An 18,522-nucleotide genomic window follows, 5' to 3' on the forward strand; every position below is an offset into this window, starting at 1 on the left:
AGCCTAGAGCGCCGGCTGTGCGTGCAAGGTGACTACCCTTGGCGTGCGCTGTGGATGCATTGGCCAAGGCCTGCCCATGGCGATGCAGATGACAGCGTGCTGTCGGAGGCCTGCCACGATAGTGCTCGAAAGCAGCTGTGTTCGACCCGACCGGCTGCGATGCGCCTTGATGACTCACGCACGCGGCAGGAGCAGCCAGCGACTTATCGGCTTGCGGTCACGGCCTGTAGATCTACCACCGCTTGCGTGGCTTCGGCGATGATGCCGAGCGCGATGGTGTGCGGTGACGAGCGCCCCATGCGCCAGCCCGCCGGCATACGCAGGCGTGCGAGCGCGGCATCGCCATACCCAAGCGCCCGCAAGGCCTGCAAGCGACCTTCGCGCTTCTGCCGGCTGCCAAGGATGCCGATGCAGGCGACAGGGGACGCCAAGCCGCGCTGCGCAACCTGCATGTCGATCTCGGCATCGTGGGCCAGGCTATACAGCGCGGTGTCGGCATCCAGGTGCAGGTCATGCAGCGCATCGCCCAACGCACGTCGGTCGTAGTGCTCGGGCGCCAAGCCCGGCGGCGGTTCGCCCGGACCATGCGGCCGCAACACGCGCACGTCGATGCCCATCTGGCTGGCCAACGACACCAGCGCCAGCAGCGATGGGTCGGCGCCGACCAGCACCAGCCGCAACGGCGGACGATGGCTGCGCACGAATTCGCCCGCGCGCGCGTCCTGTGCATTTGCCAGGTAACGCACCGTGCCGGACGCACGATCCAAGGCCACATGAAATGCACGCCGATGCTGGCGCGCGTTACGCCAACGTGCGAGGTGCTCGCCCAGATCCGGCACCGGCCACACCAGCACGCCGATGCGCCCGCCGCAGCTGAGCTGGATGTCCAGCACCTGGCTGCCTTCGCCATAATCCAGCCAGCGCGGCTGACCATCGCGCAGCGCTGCCATGGCTTCATGTGCCACCGCCGCCTCGACGCAGCCGCCTGAGACATAGCCTGCCACGCTCCCATCGGCGCTGATGGCCATCTCGCTTCCCAACGGCCGTGGGGAGGAGCCTTGCACATCGATCAAGGTTGCCATCGCCACGCGCTGCCCTGCACGCTGCCATGCGCTCAACGTTGGCAACAAATCGTCGAGCAACGCGTAGCCCGGCCATGCCGGCCACGCCGGCGGCGCATGCGCGACCGGGGCAACCACCGCGCTCACGCGCGCAGCATCTCGGGCAGGTGCGGCAGCAATTTGTCCAGGGTCACCGGATAGTCGCGCACACGCACGCCGGTTGCGTTGTACACCGCATTTGCGATGGCTGCTGCCACGCCGCAGATGCCCAACTCACCCACGCCCTTGGCCTTCATCGGCGACGATAGCGGGTCGCTTTCTTCCAGGAACACCACGTCCTGATGCGGGATGTCCGCATGCACCGGCACTTCATAGCCGGCCAGGTCGTGGTTGACGAAAAAGCCCAGGCGTTTGTCCACTGCCAGCTCTTCCATCAGTGCCGCGCCGGCACCCATGGTCATGCCGCCGATGACCTGGCTGCGTGCGGATTTGGGATTGAGGATGCGTCCTGCGGCGCATACGGCAAGCATGCGCCGGATGCGCACTTCGGCGGTGGCCACATCCACGCCCACCTCGACGAAATGCGCGCCGAACGTGGAGAGTTGATGCGTCTTGCTGAGGTCGCCGAACTCGATCTTGTCTTCTACCACCAGCACGCCACTGGCCGCGGCATCGCCGAGCGCAATGCGCTTGCCACCGGCGCGCACATAGCCATCGGCAAATTCGGCAGCGGCCGGATCCAGGCCCAATTGCCTGGCCACCGCTTCACGCAACTTGACTGCGGCCGCATAGACGCCTGCGGTGGAACTGTTCGCGCCCCACTGCCCACCGGAGCCTGCAGAGGCCGGAAAGCTCGAATCGCCCAGGCGCACATCCACCCAGTTCAGCGGGACCCCGAGCATTTCCGCAGCGGTCTGCGCAATGATGGTATAGGAGCCGGTCCCGATATCAGTCATGTCGGTTTCCACCACCACGCGCCCGCCCTGCTCCAGCCGCATGCGCGCGCCGGAAGTCGTGACCGGCGCGTTGCGAAATGCCGCCGCCACGCCCATGCCGACCAGCCAACGACCGTCGCGCGTGCTGCCCGGCCTGGCCTTGCGCTTGGACCACTCGAATCGCTTTGCGCCATCTTCCAGGCATTTGACCAGCTGACGCTGCGAGAACGGGCGTTGCGGATTTTCCGGGTCCACCTGGGTGTCGTTGACGATGCGGAACTTGACCGGATCCATGTCGAGCTTTTCGGCCATCTCGTCCATGGCGATTTCCAACGCCATCAATCCCGGCGCCTCGCCCGGCGCGCGCATGGCATTGCCTTCGGGCAGATCGAGCACGGCCAGACGGGTCGTAATCAGGCGGTTAGCACCAGCGTAGAGCAATTGCGTCTGTGCAGCGGCGTTTTCCGGGCTGCCGTCGGGCAAGTCACCCGACCAGCTTTCATGCGCAATCGCCGTGAGCTTGCCGTCACGCCCGGCCCCAAGCCGGATGCGTTGCACCGTGGCCGGGCGGTGGGTGGTGTTATTGGCGATCAGCGGCCGCGGCAACATCACCTTGACCGGACGTCCGACCTGACGCGCGGCCAGCGATGCCAAGACTACATCGGCACGCAGGAACAGCTTGCCGCCGAAACCGCCGCCGACGTACGGCGACATGATCCGTACGTTTTCGCGCGGGAGGCCCAGCGTCCTGGCCAGATCGCCGGCACCCCAATTGATCATCTGATTGGATGTCCACACGCTGAGCTTGTCGCCATCCCACATGGCAATCGATGCGTGCGGCTCCATCATCGCGTGCGAATGATCCGGTGTGGTGTATTGGGCATCCAGTTGCACCGGCGCTGTAGCGAAGGCAGCGTCGAAGTTGCCGACATTGCTGTTGGGCGCGTCGCCCTTCTTGGTCACCTTGGCGCCGGCACGGGCCTTTTCCAGATCGTAGGCGCCAACGTGCCGGCCGTAATCGACCTTGATCAACTGGCCGGCCGCACGCGCCTGCTCGAAGGTTTCCGCCACCACCACGGCAATGGCCTGGTGGTAATGCGCGATCTCGGGGCCGCCCAACAGCTTGGCGGTGTTGAACTTGCCCTTTTGCAACTTGCCTGCGTTCTGCGCGGTCACGATGCCCAGCACGCCCGGCGCCTTGCGCGCCGCGCTCAGATCGATGCTGCGAATGGTGCCCTTGGCGATGCCTGCGCCCACCACATGCCCGTAAGCGGGCTGGCCCGGCAAGTCGTGATGTTCGTAGGCATACGGTGCCTGCCCGGTGGTCTTGAGTGGCCCGTCGATACGGTCGACGGGCTTGCCGACGACAGTGAGCTGATCGATGGGATTGGTGCCGGCGGGAGTGTCGAATTTCATATCAGGCCCTCGTGTCGGCCAGGATCGCGGTCAAGGTGCGCTCGACCAGCGGCACCTTGAATGCGTTGTGTTCGGTGGGCTGTGCGCCGTCGAGCAACACGGACGCAATGGCGCGGGCACCCTCTTTCGCTCTGGCTTCGGCAGCTTCGCTGCGCCATGGCTTGTGCGCGACGCCGCCGACTGCGACGCGCGTACTGCCGTCGCGCTGAACGACGGCGGCCACCGACACCAGGGCGAACGCATACGAGGCACGGTCGCGCACCTTGCGGTACACGTGCGTGCCACCGAGCGGCTTGGGCAAGGTGACGGCGGTGATCAATTCGCCGCGCTCCAGCACGGTTTCCAGGTGCGGCGTCGTTCCCGGTGCACGATAGAACTCGGACAGGGCCACGGTGCGCGTCTGCCCATCCGGGCGCACCGTTTCCACCACGGCATCGAGCAGGCGCATGGCAATGGCCATATCGCTGGGATGGGTGGCAATGCACGCCTCGCTGGCACCGATAACTGCCAGTTGACGGTTATAGCCACCGATGGCCGCACAGCCACTGCCAGGCAGTCGCTTGTTGCACGGCTGATTGGTGTCGTAGAAATAGGGACACCGCGTCCGTTGCAGCAGGTTGCCTGCCGTGGTGGCGCGATTGCGCAGTTGTCCCGAGGCACCGGCCAGCAATGCGCGCGACAACACAGCATAATCGCGGCGCACGCGCTGGTCGGCCGCCAGATCGGTGTTGCGCACCAGTGCGCCGATGCGCAGGCCGCCCTCAGGCGTGGCCTCGATGGTATCCAGGCGCAGGCCGTTGACATCGATCAGGTGCGACGGCGTTTCGATCTGCAGCTTCATCAGATCGAGCAGGTTGGTCCCGCCTGCGATGAACTTGGCACCGGGCTGGCGCGCGGCCTTGGCTGCCGCATCGGCTGGCGAGGTGGCCCGCTCGTAGCTAAAGGCCTTCATGCGCGGCCTCCGGCAACGTCGTTGATGGCTTCAACGATGTTGGAATACGCACCGCAGCGGCAAATATTGCCACTCATGCGCTCCTGCAATTCGGGTGTGGTGAGCTTGGTCTTTCCGGTGAGGTCTTCGGTGACATGGCTGGGGATCCCGCGCTTCACCTCGTCCAGCACCGCCACTGCCGAACAGATCTGCCCGGGCGTGCAATACCCGCATTGGTAGCCATCGTGCTTGACGAACGCCGCCTGCATGGGATGCAACTTGTCCGGCGTGCCCAACCCTTCGATGGTGGTGACCTTGGCGCCCTCGTGCATCACTGCCAGCGACAGGCACGCGTTCATGCGTTGCCCGTCGACGATGACCGTACAGGCGCCGCACTGGCCGTGATCGCAGCCCTTCTTGGTGCCGGTGAGATGCAGATGTTCGCGCAGCGCATCCAGCAAGGTGGTGCGGTTATCCAGCGTCAGAGCGACCGGCTTGCCGTTCACCTCGAAAGCGACCTGGCTGGATGCATTGGCAGGCTCGGTTGCCGGCCGCTGCGAGATCGCAGTGGCGGCGGTGGCGGCCATCGACTGGGTTGCGGCAACGCTGGCTGCCGATGCCGTTCCTGCGATCAATACCTCGCGACGGGTCATCTTGATGTCTCTCATGGCTGGCATCTCCAACAATGCTGGCTTTTACAGTTCTCAATCAATGTGCAGCGCTGCCGGTCACAAGCGCGTGAGTGCGCGGTGGCGCCTGCGGGCGTGAAGCGGTGTATTGCCCGATTCTAGTAGCCGCCTTTGCCCGCATTAGCGCTGGGTGCTGCATGCGCCTATGAAAGACGCTCATCACTGCGAGTAACCAGGCCCATGCGCCGATGACGTTGGAGACGGACGGGCCGGCCGAACAGTTCTTGGAATGTGCACGTGCAGCACGTTGGTTGGCCGCCGTGGGCTGCGAACGAACGAAACTCGAGAAGTATTGGTTGCGCTCGCCAGCAGCATCATGCAGGCGGCGGCCCTTGCACACGTCGAACTACGGAATTCACGCGCCGGCGCTGCGGACGCATCGCCCGCGCTCAGTACCGCGGGCTGGATCAGAACTCCAGCGCGATCTTGCCGAGGTGCCCACCGGCCTTCTGCAGCGCGAACGCTTCACCGATCTCATCCAGCGCAAAGCTGCGATCGATCACCGGCCGCAGCGGCAAGCTGTCGAGTGCGCGCACCAGGTCCTGTTGATGCCTGCGGCTGCCAACGACCAACCCCTGCAGGCGTTGCTGGCGCCCCATCATTTCGGCAGTCGGAACCGGCCCAGCGGCACCGGTCAACACACCGATCAAGGCGATATGCCCACCTACGCGCGCTGCACGGATCGATTGCGTCAGCGTGCCCGGGCCACCGACCTCGACCACATGGTCCACCCCACGCCCTTCGGTGATGTCCAGGACCTGCGCCGCCCATTCGGGATGCTGCCGATAGTTGATGAGGTGGTCGGCGCCGAGCGCTCGCACCTTCTCCAGTTTCTCGTCGGATGAGGAAGTGGCGATCACGCGCGCACCCATCGCCTTGGCAAATTGCAGCGCGAAAATCGACACGCCGCCGGTGCCCAGAACCAATACGCTGTCGCCGGCCTTGAGCCCGCCATTGACCACAAGCGCGCGCCACGCGGTAACGCCGGCAGTGGTCAGCGTCGCAGCCTCGGCGTGGCTGTAACCGCGGGGTGCATGGGTGAATGCCTGCGCGTCGGCGACGACCGCCGAGCGCGCATAGCCATCGACGCCATCGCCTGGGGTGGTGGCAAAACCGGCATGCAAGGGCTCGCCGTCCAGCCACTGCGGGAAGAAGGTGGACACCACATGATCGCCCACTGCGAACTCGTCGACCTCCGGCCCCACTGCTTCCACCACGCCGGCGCCATCGGACATCGGAATACGCCCGTCTGCGGTCGGCATCTGCCCGAGCACAACGCCCAGATCATGAAAATTGAGCGAACTGGCATGCAGGCGGACGCGGATCTGACCGCGTGCAGGCTGCCCCGGATCGGGCAGTGCAACCGACTGCAGCGATGCGATGGCGGCGGGATGGCGAAGACGAATGGCGTGCATGGGGAACTCCTGAGCGTGATTCAGTACCCGGGATAGCATGCTGCCCGTTACGCAAACGCAGTCGAGCTGGCTCTGACATCTGTCGCGGTGCGTGGTGAAGCGCTGCAGCGAGCGCTGCTGCAGCGGCCAACGCGCATAACGATGCGGGCAAGCGGGCTGTTGCATACAACGTGAGGCAGCAATCACAGATCTGTCATTGCACGTGTTGCCGCACCTAGGCACGCGCGCCACGACGCGTAGGCTCGCACGGCGGTTGCATCGCCCTGGTATCCAGACAGGTAGCCACAGTGACGTCAACAAGCAAGCGGCGGCGGCAACGTGCTCAGCGCATCGCGCTGCATTTCGTACTGACTGTGTCCTGGATGTTGTTGCTCGGCTCGGAGTATTGGTCCATCCACGAAGAACGCGCGACCGCGCTGCGTAGCGCACAGGCGCAGTCGTTGAATCTGGCCAACTCGCTGGCGCAGCATGCCAGCGACACCCTGTCCATTGCCGACGCAGTGCTGTCCGGGCTGGTGTCGCGGGTCGAACACGACCAGGGCTCCAGCGCGGCGCGTTCTGCGATGCATGAGTTTCTGGTGCGCGAAGCGCGCCGCTCCGATCGCCTGCATGGCATCTTCATCTATGCCGCGGACGGCAGTTGGGTGAGCTCGTCGCTGGACAGCACCCCCAGGACCCACAACAACGCCGACCGCGCCTATTTCAAATACCACCGCGACCATCGCGACGCCTTGTCGCTGGTCGGCCCGCCCGTGCAAAGCCGCTCGGACGGCTCCTGGGTGCTGACCTTGAGCCGCCGTCTCAACGCGCCCGGCGGCGAGTTCGCCGGCGTGGTGCTGGTCACCCTGCAGCTGAAGTATTTCCAGAACTACTACAGCACCTTCGAAGTTGGCCCGCACGGCACCATCGGCATGACCAACGACGATGGCATCGTGATGGTGCGACGGCCAGACAAACAGGGCGTGATCGGCACCTCGATCGCGGGGACGTCGATCTACGTGACCATGCGCGCACGCAAGCACGGCACCGCCACCTATCGCTCGCCGATCGACGGCGTGGAGCGCATCTCCAGCTTTGCACCGGCGCGCCCCTATCCGCTGACCGTGCTGACCGGCGTTTCGGTCGACGATGCGTTGGCGAACTGGCGGGAAGCCGCGCGCCAGCGCATCGTGGTGGCCGCGCTGGGCTGCACCCTGCTGCTGGGCGTGGGGATCTGGCTGGATTTGCAACTGCGCCGCATGCATCGCAACGAAGCCAAGCTGAGCACCGAAGCCTGGGTAGACGCATTGACCGGCATCGCCAACCGGCGCGCCTTCGACCACCGGTTATCGCGTGCGTTGCAGGACGCGGTTCGCCTGGAGGCGCCATTGTCGGTGCTGATGATCGACGTCGACCACTTCAAGCTCTACAACGACACCTATGGCCACGTGAACGGCGATGCCTGCCTGCGTTTGATCGCAGGCGCCATTACCGGCTGCTCGCGCCGCAGCGAAGACCTCGCCGCGCGCTACGGCGGCGAAGAGTTCGGCATGATCCTGCCGCATACCGATGCCGCCGGCGCGCTGCGCCTGGCCGACGCTGTGCGCAATGCGGTCGCCGAGCTCGGCCTGATGCACCTGTCCAGCCCCACCAGCGCGCATGTCACCGTCAGCATCGGCGCAGCCACCTTCGAGCCGGGCGAAGCGCCGCTGAGCCCAACGCCATCGTGCACGATGCCGATTCGGCGCTGTATCGCGCCAAGCAGAAGGGACGCAATCGCACATCGGCCTAGGGCTGCCGGGGTGCCGACAACCTGCAGTAGAGGTCACGCTGCTGTCGTAAGGTGGATGTCGCGAGCCTGGAGCAACGCATGGACGGCGCACCCACTCCATGCGTTACGCACAAGCCTGCGATGGAGGGGCGCTGCACGTACGACCCGCGCCTCCGAGCACGCGTGACACCCGCGTGGCTCTTGCCGCCGTTCTGCCGAAACCGGCCAATGCCTGCGCGGACTTCCCATAACGCGGAAGGCCCGCGCAATGCGGGCCTTCCTGGATGAGGCAACGACGAGCTGCCCTCAGAACGGGATATCGTCGTCTGCGAAATCGTCCATCGGCGGTGCCGACTGCTGCTGGGCCGGCTGCTGACGGCGCGGCGCATAGTCCTGACCACCGCCACCGCCGCCGTATCCACCACCCTGCCCACCACCGCCGCCCTGCTGACGCGGCGCCGAGCGCTGCGGGCGATCGCCGCCCATCCCGCCACCGCCGCCTTCACCACGGCCGCCGAGCATCTGCATCTCGTTGGCGACGATGTCGGTGCTGTACTTTTCCACGCCGTCCTGGCCGGTGTACTTGTCGTAGCGCAGTTCGCCTTCGACGTAGACCTGCGAACCCTTGCGCAGGTACTCGCCGGCGATTTCGCCCAGCTTTCCGAAAAACACCACGCGGTGCCACTCGGTGCGTTCCTGGTTATTGCCGTCGCGGTCCTTGCGCATGCTGGTGGTGGCCAGGCTCACGCGCGTGATTGCCATGCCGGCCTGGGTGTACTTGGTGTCGGGATCGTTGCCGAGGTTGCCGACGAGGATGACTTTGTTGATGCCGCGGGCCATAGGTGCTTCCGAGATGATGCGCTGGCGCCGGGAGCGCGCAACGATGAATGTCTGTGCGGCAATGTTACCGCACCTGCCGCTCGGCGGTCCTGGCGGGTTGCCGCGCGGCGCTGCCGGGCAAGTGCCTTGCCAAGGGTCGGAAATCCAGCCCGTACAGACCTTTGCGGGTCACGGCCCAGCTGCGCAGGGCGGCAAATGTGAAGACGCCGGATGTGCCCGGCGGGACGGATCCGGCCGGGGCACCTATAATCGGCCCACATCACGAATGCCTGCGCATGACCATCGCCGAAGACCTCCCCACCGTGCTGGGCCTGCCCCAGATCCAGTCCCTCGCCGCGCCCGACATGACCGCGGTCGACGCACTGATCCGCCGCCGTCTGGCCTCGGACGTCGTGCTGATCAACCAGATTGCCGATCACATCATCTCTGCCGGCGGCAAACGCCTGCGCCCGATGCTGGTGATGCTGGCCGGCCACGCCGCTGGCGGCTCCGGCCCGGAGCACCACCAACTGGCGGCAATCATCGAATTCATCCACACCTCGACCCTGCTGCACGACGACGTGGTGGACGAATCGGACCTGCGCCGCGGACGCAGCACTGCCAACGCGCTATGGGGCAACGCTCCCAGCGTGCTGGTGGGCGACTTCCTGTATTCGCGCAGCTTCCAGCTGATGGTCGAACTGGACCGCATGGAAGTCATGCAGATCCTGGCCGACACCACCAACCGCATCGCCGAGGGCGAAGTGCTGCAGCTGCTGCACGTGCACAACCCCGACACCGACGAAGCGGCCTACCTGCGCGTGATCGAGCGCAAGACCGCGGTGCTGTTCGCCGCCGGCACGCGTCTGGGTGCGCTTGCCTCCGGCGCCAGCGCGCAGGTGCAGCAGCAGTTGTACGACTACGGCATGCAGCTGGGCTTTGCCTTCCAGATCGCCGACGACGTGCTCGACTACGCCGCCGAGGCCGCGGACCTGGGCAAGAACCTGGGCGACGACCTGGCCGAAGGCAAGGCCACCCTGCCGCTGATCCACGCAATGGCGCACTCGGATGCCACCACCCGTGAGCGCCTGCGACAGATCGTCGAGCAAGGCGATGCGGCGGCGATGCCGGAAGTGCTGGCCGCCATCCATGCCACCGGCGGGTTGGACTACAGCCGTCAACGCGCGGCCGAATACGCCGCTGCCGCCGAACAGGCGCTGGAAACCCTGCCGCACAGCCCTGCCGTGGCGGCGTTGCGCGGCCTGGCGCGCTACGCGGTCGAGCGCACGCACTGATCCGGCGCGCAGCGCGCGCCGGCCGGGATTTGAGATTGGAGATCAGGGATTCGCAAAGGCGGCGTGATCGCGGTTTTGCGCGTCCCGACATCGGTTAGCCGAATGATTGATCAGCGCAACGCCCGAGCAAAAACCCGGGGGTTTGATTCGCTGAAGGACGGGACTTCGCTCTTGCGAATCCCCAATCCCAAATCACCAATCCCGGTTACTGCCCAAAGCGCTCGTCGAAGAAATCGCCGAGCATGCGATACGCCCGCTTGGCCGCACGCGGGTTGTACAGGCAGCCCGGCGGGCTGTTGGCGTCGGCCTCGGCAAAGCAATGCACCGCGCCGCTGAAATTGACGAATTGCCAATCCGCGCCGGCTGCATTCATTTCGGTTTCGAACGCGGCGATATCCGCCTTGCTCACGCTCTTGTCGTCGGCACCGTTGAGCACCAGCAGCGGCGTCTTGGCCGAGCCGGCGGCGGCCGGGCTGGGAGTCGCGATGCCACCATGCAGGCTCACCACGCCGGCCAGCTGCGCGCCTGAGCGCACCAGCTCCAGCACCGTGGTGCCGCCGAAGCAGAAGCCCACCGCACCGATGCGCGCTGCGTCCAGCGGCGCCTTGCCGGCCTGCGCCTTGAGCACCTCTACCGCTTTCAGCGCGCGTGCGCGCAACTCCGGCGGATCCTTCTTCAGGGCGCCGGCGAACTGCCCAGCCTCGCTGTCGTTGGCCGGGCGCTTGCCCTTGCCATACACGTCGGCCACCAGCACCACGTAATCGTCGCCGGCCAGCTGCTTGGCCTTGGTCACCGCCGAGTCGTTGACACCGCGCCAGTTGGGCACCATGACCAGCCCCGGGCGCTTGGCATCGCCGGCATCGTCGTACACCAGCACGCCGCTATAGGTGTCCTTGCCGATCTTCCATTCCAGCGGCTTGGCCTGCATCGCCGCTGCTGCGGGGAAGGCCAGCGAAGCCAGAACACCGATCAACCCAATGCCACGCCATGTCCGTTGCTTGTACATGTGCTTGCTCCCAGGATGGTGCGGCGAGTGTAGGCGCTGCTGCCGTGCAGGAGAGGTCATCGTCGCCGCTGCCGGCCACGGTGGCGGCAGGCAGTCAGTCCGATCGCACCTGCGCGTTCGCATGCGCTGCGCATGCGTGCTTTCGAGGCGATCGCGCCACCGCGGCGGCGCTGGCGTTGGCGCGGCGACCAACAGGCAACGAACATCCATCGGGTGGCGGAGAACAGCGCGCAGGCACAGCGGTGTGCGAGCGGCACCTACCAGTGCCGAGCATCGGCCATGCCCACCAGCCGATGAGTGCAGCCGGTGCGTTAGCCGCCTTCAGCGCACACCCAGTCCGTCAATCGCGCTGATTGCCGCCGGGTCGAACCCTGCCAGCTGCGCGAAGTGGCGGCCGCGCGCAACATAGTCGCTGTAGGCGCCGAAGCTGGGCGCCCCGGGCGAGAGCAGCACCACACCGCCCTGCTGGCCCAGCGCAGCGCGCGCCAGTCCCATGGCGTGTTCGAGATCGTTGGCCGCATGCAGGCCGAAGTGCCCCGCCTCGGCCAGCGGCGCCAGCAATGCATGGATGCGTGGGCCGTTGGCGCCCATGGTCACGATTTCCAGCGGCGCCTGCCGCGCCATCTGCTGGGCGAAATCGTGCCAATCCAGCCCGCGATCATGGCCACCGACCAGTAGTGCCACGCGTCGCTGCGCAAAGCACGCCAGGGCAGCCAGCGATGCATGCGGCGTGGTGCTGATGGAATCGTTGACGTAGCTGATGCCGTCCACGCTGCCGAGCAACTGCAGGCGGTTGGGCAATGGACGAAAGCTCGCTGCCGCCGGCGCGAGTGCCGCCGCATCCAGGCCCAAGGCCTCTACCGCCGCCAGCACCGCGCACAGGTTGCGGCGGTTGTGCTCGCCCGGCAGCGGCACATCGGCGGTATCGAAAATGGCCTGTTCGCCGCGATAGACCACGTCGCCACGCAGATGCCAACCGGCGGAATGATTGAACCAACGCACCTGGCTATCCGGCAACTGCAGGCCGGCAAGCAGCGGGTCGGCAGCGTTGAGCAAGGCGATCCGCGGCCGGCCTTCGGTCACCAGCGACAGCTTGTCGCGCACATAGCGCGCCTCATCGCCGTGCCAGTCCAGATGCTCGGGAAACAGATTCAACACCAGTGCCAGTTCCGGGCGCGCGCCGCTGCGCCCGACATCACCGGTCTGGTAGCTGGACAACTCGATCGCCCAATACGCCGGCGGCGGCTGCGGTGCCAGCACTTCCAGCAAGGGCTGGCCGATATTGCCGACCAACGCGGTGCGATGCCCGGCCGCGCGCAGCAGGTGCGCCAGCAGCGCCGTGGTGGTGCTCTTGCCCTTGGTGCCGGTGACGCAGATGACACCGGGCACGCTGCCGTCCGCCTGCGCGTGTTCGGCAAACCACAGCGCGGTGCCGCCGATGAAGCACGTGCCCTGCGCGGCGGCGACCAATGCCTCGGCGCGATACGGGCTGATGCCGGGCGACTTCACGACGATCTCGAATCGCCCCAGCGCCTGCGCGCTGGCAGCGGTTTCCACCTGCAAGGCCGCATCTTCCAGCGCATCAATCTCGCGCGCCTCTTCGGCGTTGCAGAACACCGTCAGCGCTTGCGTCGGCAGGCGCGCCCGCAGCGCACGGTACGCCGCGCGTCCTTCACGCCCCCAGCCCCACAACGCAACGGTCTTGCCTTCAAGCTGCGAAATTCGCACGCACGCGCTCCCACAGCGCCGGCGGAATCCGGTGCTCGCCATCGATGGCCATGAGTGGCTCGACCTGCAGATCATTTGGGTCGAGCTGCGGCTGGATGTCGCGGATGAAGCGCTTCACCAACGCGTCCTCCTTCCACTCCGCGCGGCTGGCCAGCACCGCCATCGCCGCGCGCGATTCACGGCCTTCGCCCACGCATTCGAACGGCTTGTGGTCCTGGAATTCCAGCAACGCGTCGTAGCCGCCGGCCTGGGTCGCATCGTCGAGCAGATTGCGCCCGAAGATGTTGACCAGCCGTGTCTTGGGCATGAACGGCGCCAGCGCCAGGAACACGAAATGGCACTTCGGGCACACGCCGCACCAGCGATGCACGGGGCGCTCGCCCATGATGTGGAAGTTGCGGTTGCAGCTGGAAAAATGCGCGTCGTAGTGATCGGTCTTGGCGAACTGCCGCGCCACCGCCAACTCCGAAAGCGGCCGCAGCAACGAGTAGTAGCGCAGATCGGCTGCCACGTGCCGCTGCACGTACTCGCCGAACGCCTGTTCGAAGGCCCAGCCCTTGGACCACTGGTGATTGACCTCGCCGGTGCCGGGAATCTGGCTGCCGTAACTGGCCGAGCGTTCGTTGGAGAACACCACCTGGTCAACACCAGTGAGCAGCGCCGCCAGCACCAGAATGGCCGAGTTCACCGCGGTCACCGGGATATGCCCGTTCCACGCGCCCTGGCGGTTGAGTTCGAACAATTCCGGTGCCAGCACGCGGCCGATGTTGAGTACCGGCAACCCGGTGCGCTCTGCGCAGGCACGGATGAGTTGCGAACCGCCGATCCAGCTCACGGTCTGCGCCAGGCCGGCCTGGCGCAGCGCCTCGATGCTGACCAGCGAATCCTTACCGCCGCCGATCGCCACCAGCGCATGCTCGCGCAACCCCACTGCCGGCGCGGCGGCAGAGGCCTGCGCCGCCACCGGAAAGTGGATCTTGCCGTGCAGATCCAAGCCATTGCGGTAGGCAAATTCGCCCAGGCCGTGCAGATACACGCTTTCCACCAGCGCGGCCGTCTCGGCATCGATGCCGTAGCTGTCGATGGCGATGTTCGGCGGCACCGCGGCCTTGAAATAACTGACCCCTGCAATGAGATGCAGCAGCCGCAGCGCCTGTTGCACGGCAGTTGCCCGCGCGCCCTCTAGCACGAACGGAGCGCCCGGCACCGCAACGGTCTCGACCAGCTCCGGGCCTTGATCGAAGGCATACACCAGCGTCGCCACGCCGGTCTGCGCGTCGAGTGCGCAACGCACGAAACGGAAGGTGGACATCTGATGTTTGTCGAAAGCGCTCATGGACTACCTGCAGAAACACGTACACGACGCAGATAACGTCGGCACAGGACATATTCAATCATGGAAAACGGCACCGCCGCCCAAAGCAACGGCAGGCAACCGATCACGAACAACAGCAGCATCACATCCGAGCGAATCACCGTTGCGTCGCCGGTGATGGCCAACGCGACCAGCAGATACAGCAGCAACGCCGGCAGATAGCCAAGCGCACTCAACACCACGGTGCGCAATGCCATGCCGCCGGCGCGCTGCGCGCGTGCCTGCCGGGCACGCCGACGTTGCCAGAACGCTGCGCTCCACGCGCCGAGGCCGGCAGCGACCAATGCGGGGATTGCCCACTTCAAGCTGTCGGTCCACGGGGTCGGTTGCCCGGCGATATCGATGGCGGTGGAAAACACCATCGCCACGCCACCGGCCAACGTGCTGAGTACGACGAACTCAGCCAGTGGACGCATCGATCACCTCTTCGCGCGGCAATTCGCGCTGATTGTAGGTGCTGGCCATCGTGTAGCCGTAGGCACCGGCATCGGCGACCAGCACCACATCGCCCGGTGCAGTGGCCGCTGGCAGCCGGCGACGCTTGCCGAACACGTCCGACGATTCGCAGATCGGCCCGACGATATCGAACATGCCGCCGGCCGGCGCGTCGAGTTGGCTGAGGTTTTCGATGTCGTGCCAGGCGTCGTACAACGCCGGGCGAATCAAGGTGTTCATGCCCGCATCCAGGCCCACGCGGTGCACACCGTCCTTCTCGATCACCTGGGTGACGCTGGCCAGCAAGACGCCGGCTTCGGCCACCAGATAGCGGCCCGGCTCGATCGCCAGGCGGTAGCCAGGATGCACCGCCTTGACCTCGGCCAGGCCCTTGGCCCACACCTCCAGATCGAACGGCTCGTCTTCGGCGCTGTACGGAATCGGCAGGCCGCCGCCGATGTCGATGGTCTCTACCGTGCCGATGCGACGCGCGAAGCCGGCCAACTCGTCGTACATCATCCGCCAGTGCTCGCCGGTCTCCACGCCACTGCCCAGATGCGCATGCACGCCGGTGATGGTGACCTCGAGCGTGCGCGCCACGTCGACGAATTCATCCACGCGCGTGGACGACAGGCCGAACTTGGACGCCTTGCCGCCGGTGTTGACCTTCTCGTGATGGCCGTCGCCGTGCCCCAGGTCGATGCGCAGCCAGATCGTGCGGCCACGGAACACCTCGGGCCAGTTGCGCAGCGCTTCGACGTTGTCCACGGTCACCGTCACGCCCAGCGCGAAGGCCGCCTCGTATTCGGCCTTGGGCGCAAAGCTCGGCGTGAACAGCACGCGCCGCGGCGACAACTCCGGCAGCGCCTGGAAGACGCGGCGCAATTCGCCGTGCGAAACGCACTCCAGCCCGAAGCCGGCCTGTTCCAGCGCCATCAAGATGGCCGGATGCGCGTTGGCCTTGATCGCGTAATAGCGCTGATCCACCGCGGCAATCTGCGCCAGCGCATGCGCACGCGCACGCACCGTGGGCAGGTGGTACGCGTAACGCGGCGTCCCGGCCTTGGACAGCGACAGCAGATGCGCGCGCTCGGCATGCCACCACGGCGTGGGACGCGGACGTACCGAGCCGATGATCTGCCGCCAGCGCGGGCCGAACACCTCTCCCTCGCTGACCGGCATTGCACCGCTGTCGATCAGTTCGGCATGCAGGATCGGCAGCAAACCGTCGGCATCGGCTTCGTCGATGACGAAGGTCAGGTTCAAGTCGTTGGACGACTGCGAAATCATGTGCACGCGCTCCTGCCCGAACGTGGCCCACACGTCGGAGAGCTTGTGCAGCAGCGAACGCATGCCGCGCCCGACCAGGGTGATGGCCGCGCAAGGAACGATGATCTTGACCTTGCAGATCTGCGACAGATCGGCCGACAACGCCGCCAGCACGTCGGTGTTGACCAGGTTTTCCGAAGGATCCAGCGACACGGTGACGTTGGTCTCGGCCGAACCGATCAAGTCCACCGACAGGCCATGCTTCTTGAACAGCGTGAACACGTCGGCCAGGAAGCCGACCTGCTGCCACATGCCGATGCCTTCCATCGACACCAGCACGATGCCGTTGCGGCGGCTGATCGCCTTGACGCCCAACACCGGTTCGGCATTGCCGTCGATGCTGGTGCCCGGCAGATCGGGGCGCTCGGTGTCCAGGATCGCCATCGGCACGCCGGAGTCGCGACACGGCTTGATCGAACGCGGATGCAGCACCTTGGCGCCGGTGGTGGCGATTTCCTGCGCTTCGTAATAGTCCAGCCGGGTCAGCAGCCGCGCGTCCGGCACTTCCTTCGGGTTGGCGCTGAACATGCCGGGCACATCGGTCCAGATTTCCACGCGGCTGGCGCCGAGCAGCGCACCGAAGTACGCCGCCGAGGTATCCGAACCGCCACGGCCCAGAATCGCGGTGCCGCCATCGGCATGACGCGAAATGAAGCCTTGCGTGATCAGCAAGCGTGTCGGTTGCGCGGCGAAACGCGTGCGCCAATCGGCATCGGACTGCCACTGGCACGACACCGACAGCCGCTTGGACCACTCGCTCTGATTCGGCTGCGGGGGCAGCGCCGACAGCCATTGGCGCGCATCCAGCCAGCCCATGTCCAGGCCGCTGGCATGCAGGTACGCCGCACCGATGGTGGACGACAGCAACTCGCCCTGCCCCAGCACCTCGGCCTGCCAGTCCAGCGTGCGCATTGCAGCGCGCGCGTCGCCCAGCAACGCATGCAGTGCGGCCAGTCGCTCGCCCAGCACCGCATCGGCGTCCAGTTCGAGCTCGGCCAGAAACTCACGATGGCGTTGGTCCAGTGCCGCCACGCGTTGTGCGCTATCGGCGGCGCCGTCGGCAATGGCGGTGAGCTCGTTGGTCACGCCCGACAATGCAGACACCACCACCAGCACGCGACCGCCGGTCTGGTTCGCCCGTTTGCCCGCCAGTTTTCCAATCGTGTCCCAGCGATGACGACGCGACACCGAAGTGCCGCCGAACTTGAGGACGATCCAACGATCGGTAGAGTGGGGAGCTGACATTGAGATAGGCGTTTAGGATGGGGGGGGGGGGGGGGAAGATGCCCGGGATGCCGAGCGGAACCTCCGATTCTACTGCCAATGCCGCTGACATGACCCCGCGTGCGATCACAGCGTTCCGGTCGCCACGTCCACTGCCGTATCGGTTTGCACTGCAACCATCGCCGTGCCCCTCCTTCGATCGAGATGTCCCCACCATGAGCAAGCACCGCTATCTGCAACTGGATGTTTTCGCCGCCCGGGCCGGCAGCGGCAACCCGCTGGGCGTGGTCTTCAATGCAGAGACGTTGTCGTCTGCGCAGATGCAGCAGATCGCCGCGTGGCTGAATCTGTCCGAGACGGTCTTCTTCCTGCCGGTCAGCGTGCCCGATGCCGATTACCACATCCGCATCTTCACCCCACGTGCCGAGCTACCGTTTGCCGGCCACCCCAGCGTCGGTGCCGCGTGGGCGGCGGTGACCCACGGCGTGACCGCGTACAAGCCCGACGGCCGGCTGCGCCAGCAATGCGCGGCTGGCGTGCTGCCGGTGGACGTGTTCGACCGGCACGGCGCCTTGCTGGTGCGGCTGCGCGCCCCGCGCGCGCGCGCCATCGACACAGGCGACACGTACGCCGAGGCGCTGCGTACCGCCTGCACTGGCCTGCGCGTCAGCGCGCAGCCGGCCGCACTCTGGAACAACGGCCCGAACTGGTGGTTGCTGGAATTGGCCGACGCGCAGGCGGTACGGCAGGCAGTCCCGGAGCTTGCCGCCATTGCGCGCCTGACCCAGGCCAGCGCCGCCGTTGGCCTGGCCATCTACGCACCCGTGCACGATGGCGATGCCGACTTGGTCGTCCGCGCGTTCTGCCCGGGCGATGGCATTGCGGAAGACCCGGTCACCGGCAGCGCCAATGCCTGTATTGCCGCCCGCCTGCATGGCGAGGGCCGCCTGCCCGGAGCGCAGTCGCGCTACGTCGCCAGTCAGGGCCGCGAGGTTGGCCGCGACGGCCGCGTCCAGGTGGAAGTGGACGCGGAAGGCGAAGTCTGGATTGGCGGAGCGACGCTGCAGGTGATCGACGGCCGCATCGATTGGTAAGCTGCCGCGCCCTCACTGCG

The 18,522-nt window shown here is 66.2% G+C and carries 13 protein-coding genes and 1 pseudogene; 3 read left to right on the forward strand and 11 right to left on the reverse strand.

From position 1 onward, the window contains the following. Window positions 1–203: 203 nt before the first annotated feature. From ACCQ15_RS14550 to ACCQ15_RS14570, 5 genes are all read right to left on the reverse strand, one after another. Window positions 204–1,208, reverse strand: coding sequence for an XdhC family protein (locus ACCQ15_RS14550; RefSeq protein WP_041469729.1), 1,005 nt, complete (start codon window positions 1,206–1,208; stop codon window positions 204–206). Then, complete coding sequence (gene paoC / locus ACCQ15_RS14555) at window positions 1,205–3,412, reverse strand: aldehyde oxidoreductase molybdenum-binding subunit PaoC (RefSeq protein ID WP_122272530.1); 2,208 nt, start codon at window positions 3,410–3,412, stop codon at window positions 1,205–1,207. The genes ACCQ15_RS14550 and paoC overlap by 4 nt, the downstream gene beginning before the upstream one ends. 1 nt (window position 3,413) lies before the next feature. Beyond that, window positions 3,414–4,364: an FAD binding domain-containing protein gene (locus ACCQ15_RS14560; RefSeq protein ID WP_122272529.1), complete on the reverse strand. Its 951-nt coding sequence runs from the start codon at window positions 4,362–4,364 to the stop codon at window positions 3,414–3,416. Next, a complete protein-coding gene (gene paoA, locus ACCQ15_RS14565) occupies window positions 4,361–5,011 on the reverse strand; it encodes an aldehyde dehydrogenase iron-sulfur subunit PaoA (protein WP_029819880.1) in 651 nt (216 codons plus the stop codon). The genes ACCQ15_RS14560 and paoA overlap by 4 nt, the downstream gene beginning before the upstream one ends. A gap of 428 nt (window positions 5,012–5,439) precedes the next feature. Then, entirely contained in the window at window positions 5,440–6,447 is a 1,008-nt protein-coding gene (locus ACCQ15_RS14570; protein ID WP_218541115.1) for a zinc-dependent alcohol dehydrogenase family protein, read from the reverse strand. A 287-nt stretch (window positions 6,448–6,734) separates the two neighbouring features. Here ACCQ15_RS14570 and ACCQ15_RS14575 point away from each other — a divergent pair. Then, a pseudogene (locus tag ACCQ15_RS14575) lies at window positions 6,735–8,218 on the forward strand (sensor domain-containing diguanylate cyclase). 285 nt (window positions 8,219–8,503) lie between these two features. Here ACCQ15_RS14575 and ACCQ15_RS14580 read toward each other — a convergent pair. Next, the gene (locus ACCQ15_RS14580; protein ID WP_008572410.1) at window positions 8,504–9,037 is read right to left on the reverse strand and encodes a single-stranded DNA-binding protein; all 534 of its coding nucleotides are present in this window, start codon (window positions 9,035–9,037) and stop codon (window positions 8,504–8,506) included. Between the two features lie 275 nt (window positions 9,038–9,312). Between ACCQ15_RS14580 and ACCQ15_RS14585 the strand changes: the two genes are divergently transcribed. Continuing rightward, window positions 9,313–10,311: a polyprenyl synthetase family protein gene (locus ACCQ15_RS14585; RefSeq protein WP_008572409.1), complete on the forward strand. Its 999-nt coding sequence runs from the start codon at window positions 9,313–9,315 to the stop codon at window positions 10,309–10,311. A gap of 205 nt (window positions 10,312–10,516) precedes the next feature. Here the strand turns inward: ACCQ15_RS14585 and ACCQ15_RS14590 are convergent, their stop codons facing one another. From ACCQ15_RS14590 to ACCQ15_RS14610, 5 genes are all read right to left on the reverse strand, one after another. Continuing rightward, on the reverse strand, window positions 10,517–11,317 hold the full coding sequence (locus ACCQ15_RS14590) for a dienelactone hydrolase family protein (RefSeq protein WP_008572408.1): 801 nt from the start codon (window positions 11,315–11,317) through the stop codon (window positions 10,517–10,519). Between the two features lie 321 nt (window positions 11,318–11,638). Next, a complete protein-coding gene (murD, locus tag ACCQ15_RS14595) occupies window positions 11,639–13,045 on the reverse strand; it encodes a UDP-N-acetylmuramoyl-L-alanine--D-glutamate ligase (RefSeq protein ID WP_029819882.1) in 1,407 nt (468 codons plus the stop codon). Beyond that, complete coding sequence (murL, locus tag ACCQ15_RS14600; RefSeq protein ID WP_372164075.1) at window positions 13,026–14,381, reverse strand: UDP-N-acetyl-alpha-D-muramoyl-L-alanyl-L-glutamate epimerase; 1,356 nt, start codon at window positions 14,379–14,381, stop codon at window positions 13,026–13,028. The genes murD and murL overlap by 20 nt, the downstream gene beginning before the upstream one ends. Beyond that, a complete protein-coding gene (locus ACCQ15_RS14605) occupies window positions 14,378–14,836 on the reverse strand; it encodes a hypothetical protein (RefSeq protein WP_008572403.1) in 459 nt (152 codons plus the stop codon). The genes murL and ACCQ15_RS14605 overlap by 4 nt, the downstream gene beginning before the upstream one ends. Then, window positions 14,820–17,429, reverse strand: a complete 2,610-nt coding sequence (locus ACCQ15_RS14610; RefSeq protein ID WP_372380720.1) for a bifunctional aspartate kinase/diaminopimelate decarboxylase — start codon at window positions 17,427–17,429, stop codon at window positions 14,820–14,822. The genes ACCQ15_RS14605 and ACCQ15_RS14610 overlap by 17 nt, the downstream gene beginning before the upstream one ends. Window positions 17,430–17,623: 194 nt before the next feature. Here ACCQ15_RS14610 and ACCQ15_RS14615 point away from each other — a divergent pair, with 194 nt between their 5' ends. Continuing rightward, window positions 17,624–18,502, forward strand: coding sequence for a PhzF family phenazine biosynthesis protein (locus ACCQ15_RS14615; RefSeq protein ID WP_277574631.1), 879 nt, complete (start codon window positions 17,624–17,626; stop codon window positions 18,500–18,502). Window positions 18,503–18,522 lie beyond the last annotated feature (20 nt).

This window comes from Xanthomonas sp. NCPPB 1754 (assembly GCF_041475725.2).
Classification (GTDB): domain Bacteria; phylum Pseudomonadota; class Gammaproteobacteria; order Xanthomonadales; family Xanthomonadaceae; genus Xanthomonas; species Xanthomonas euvesicatoria.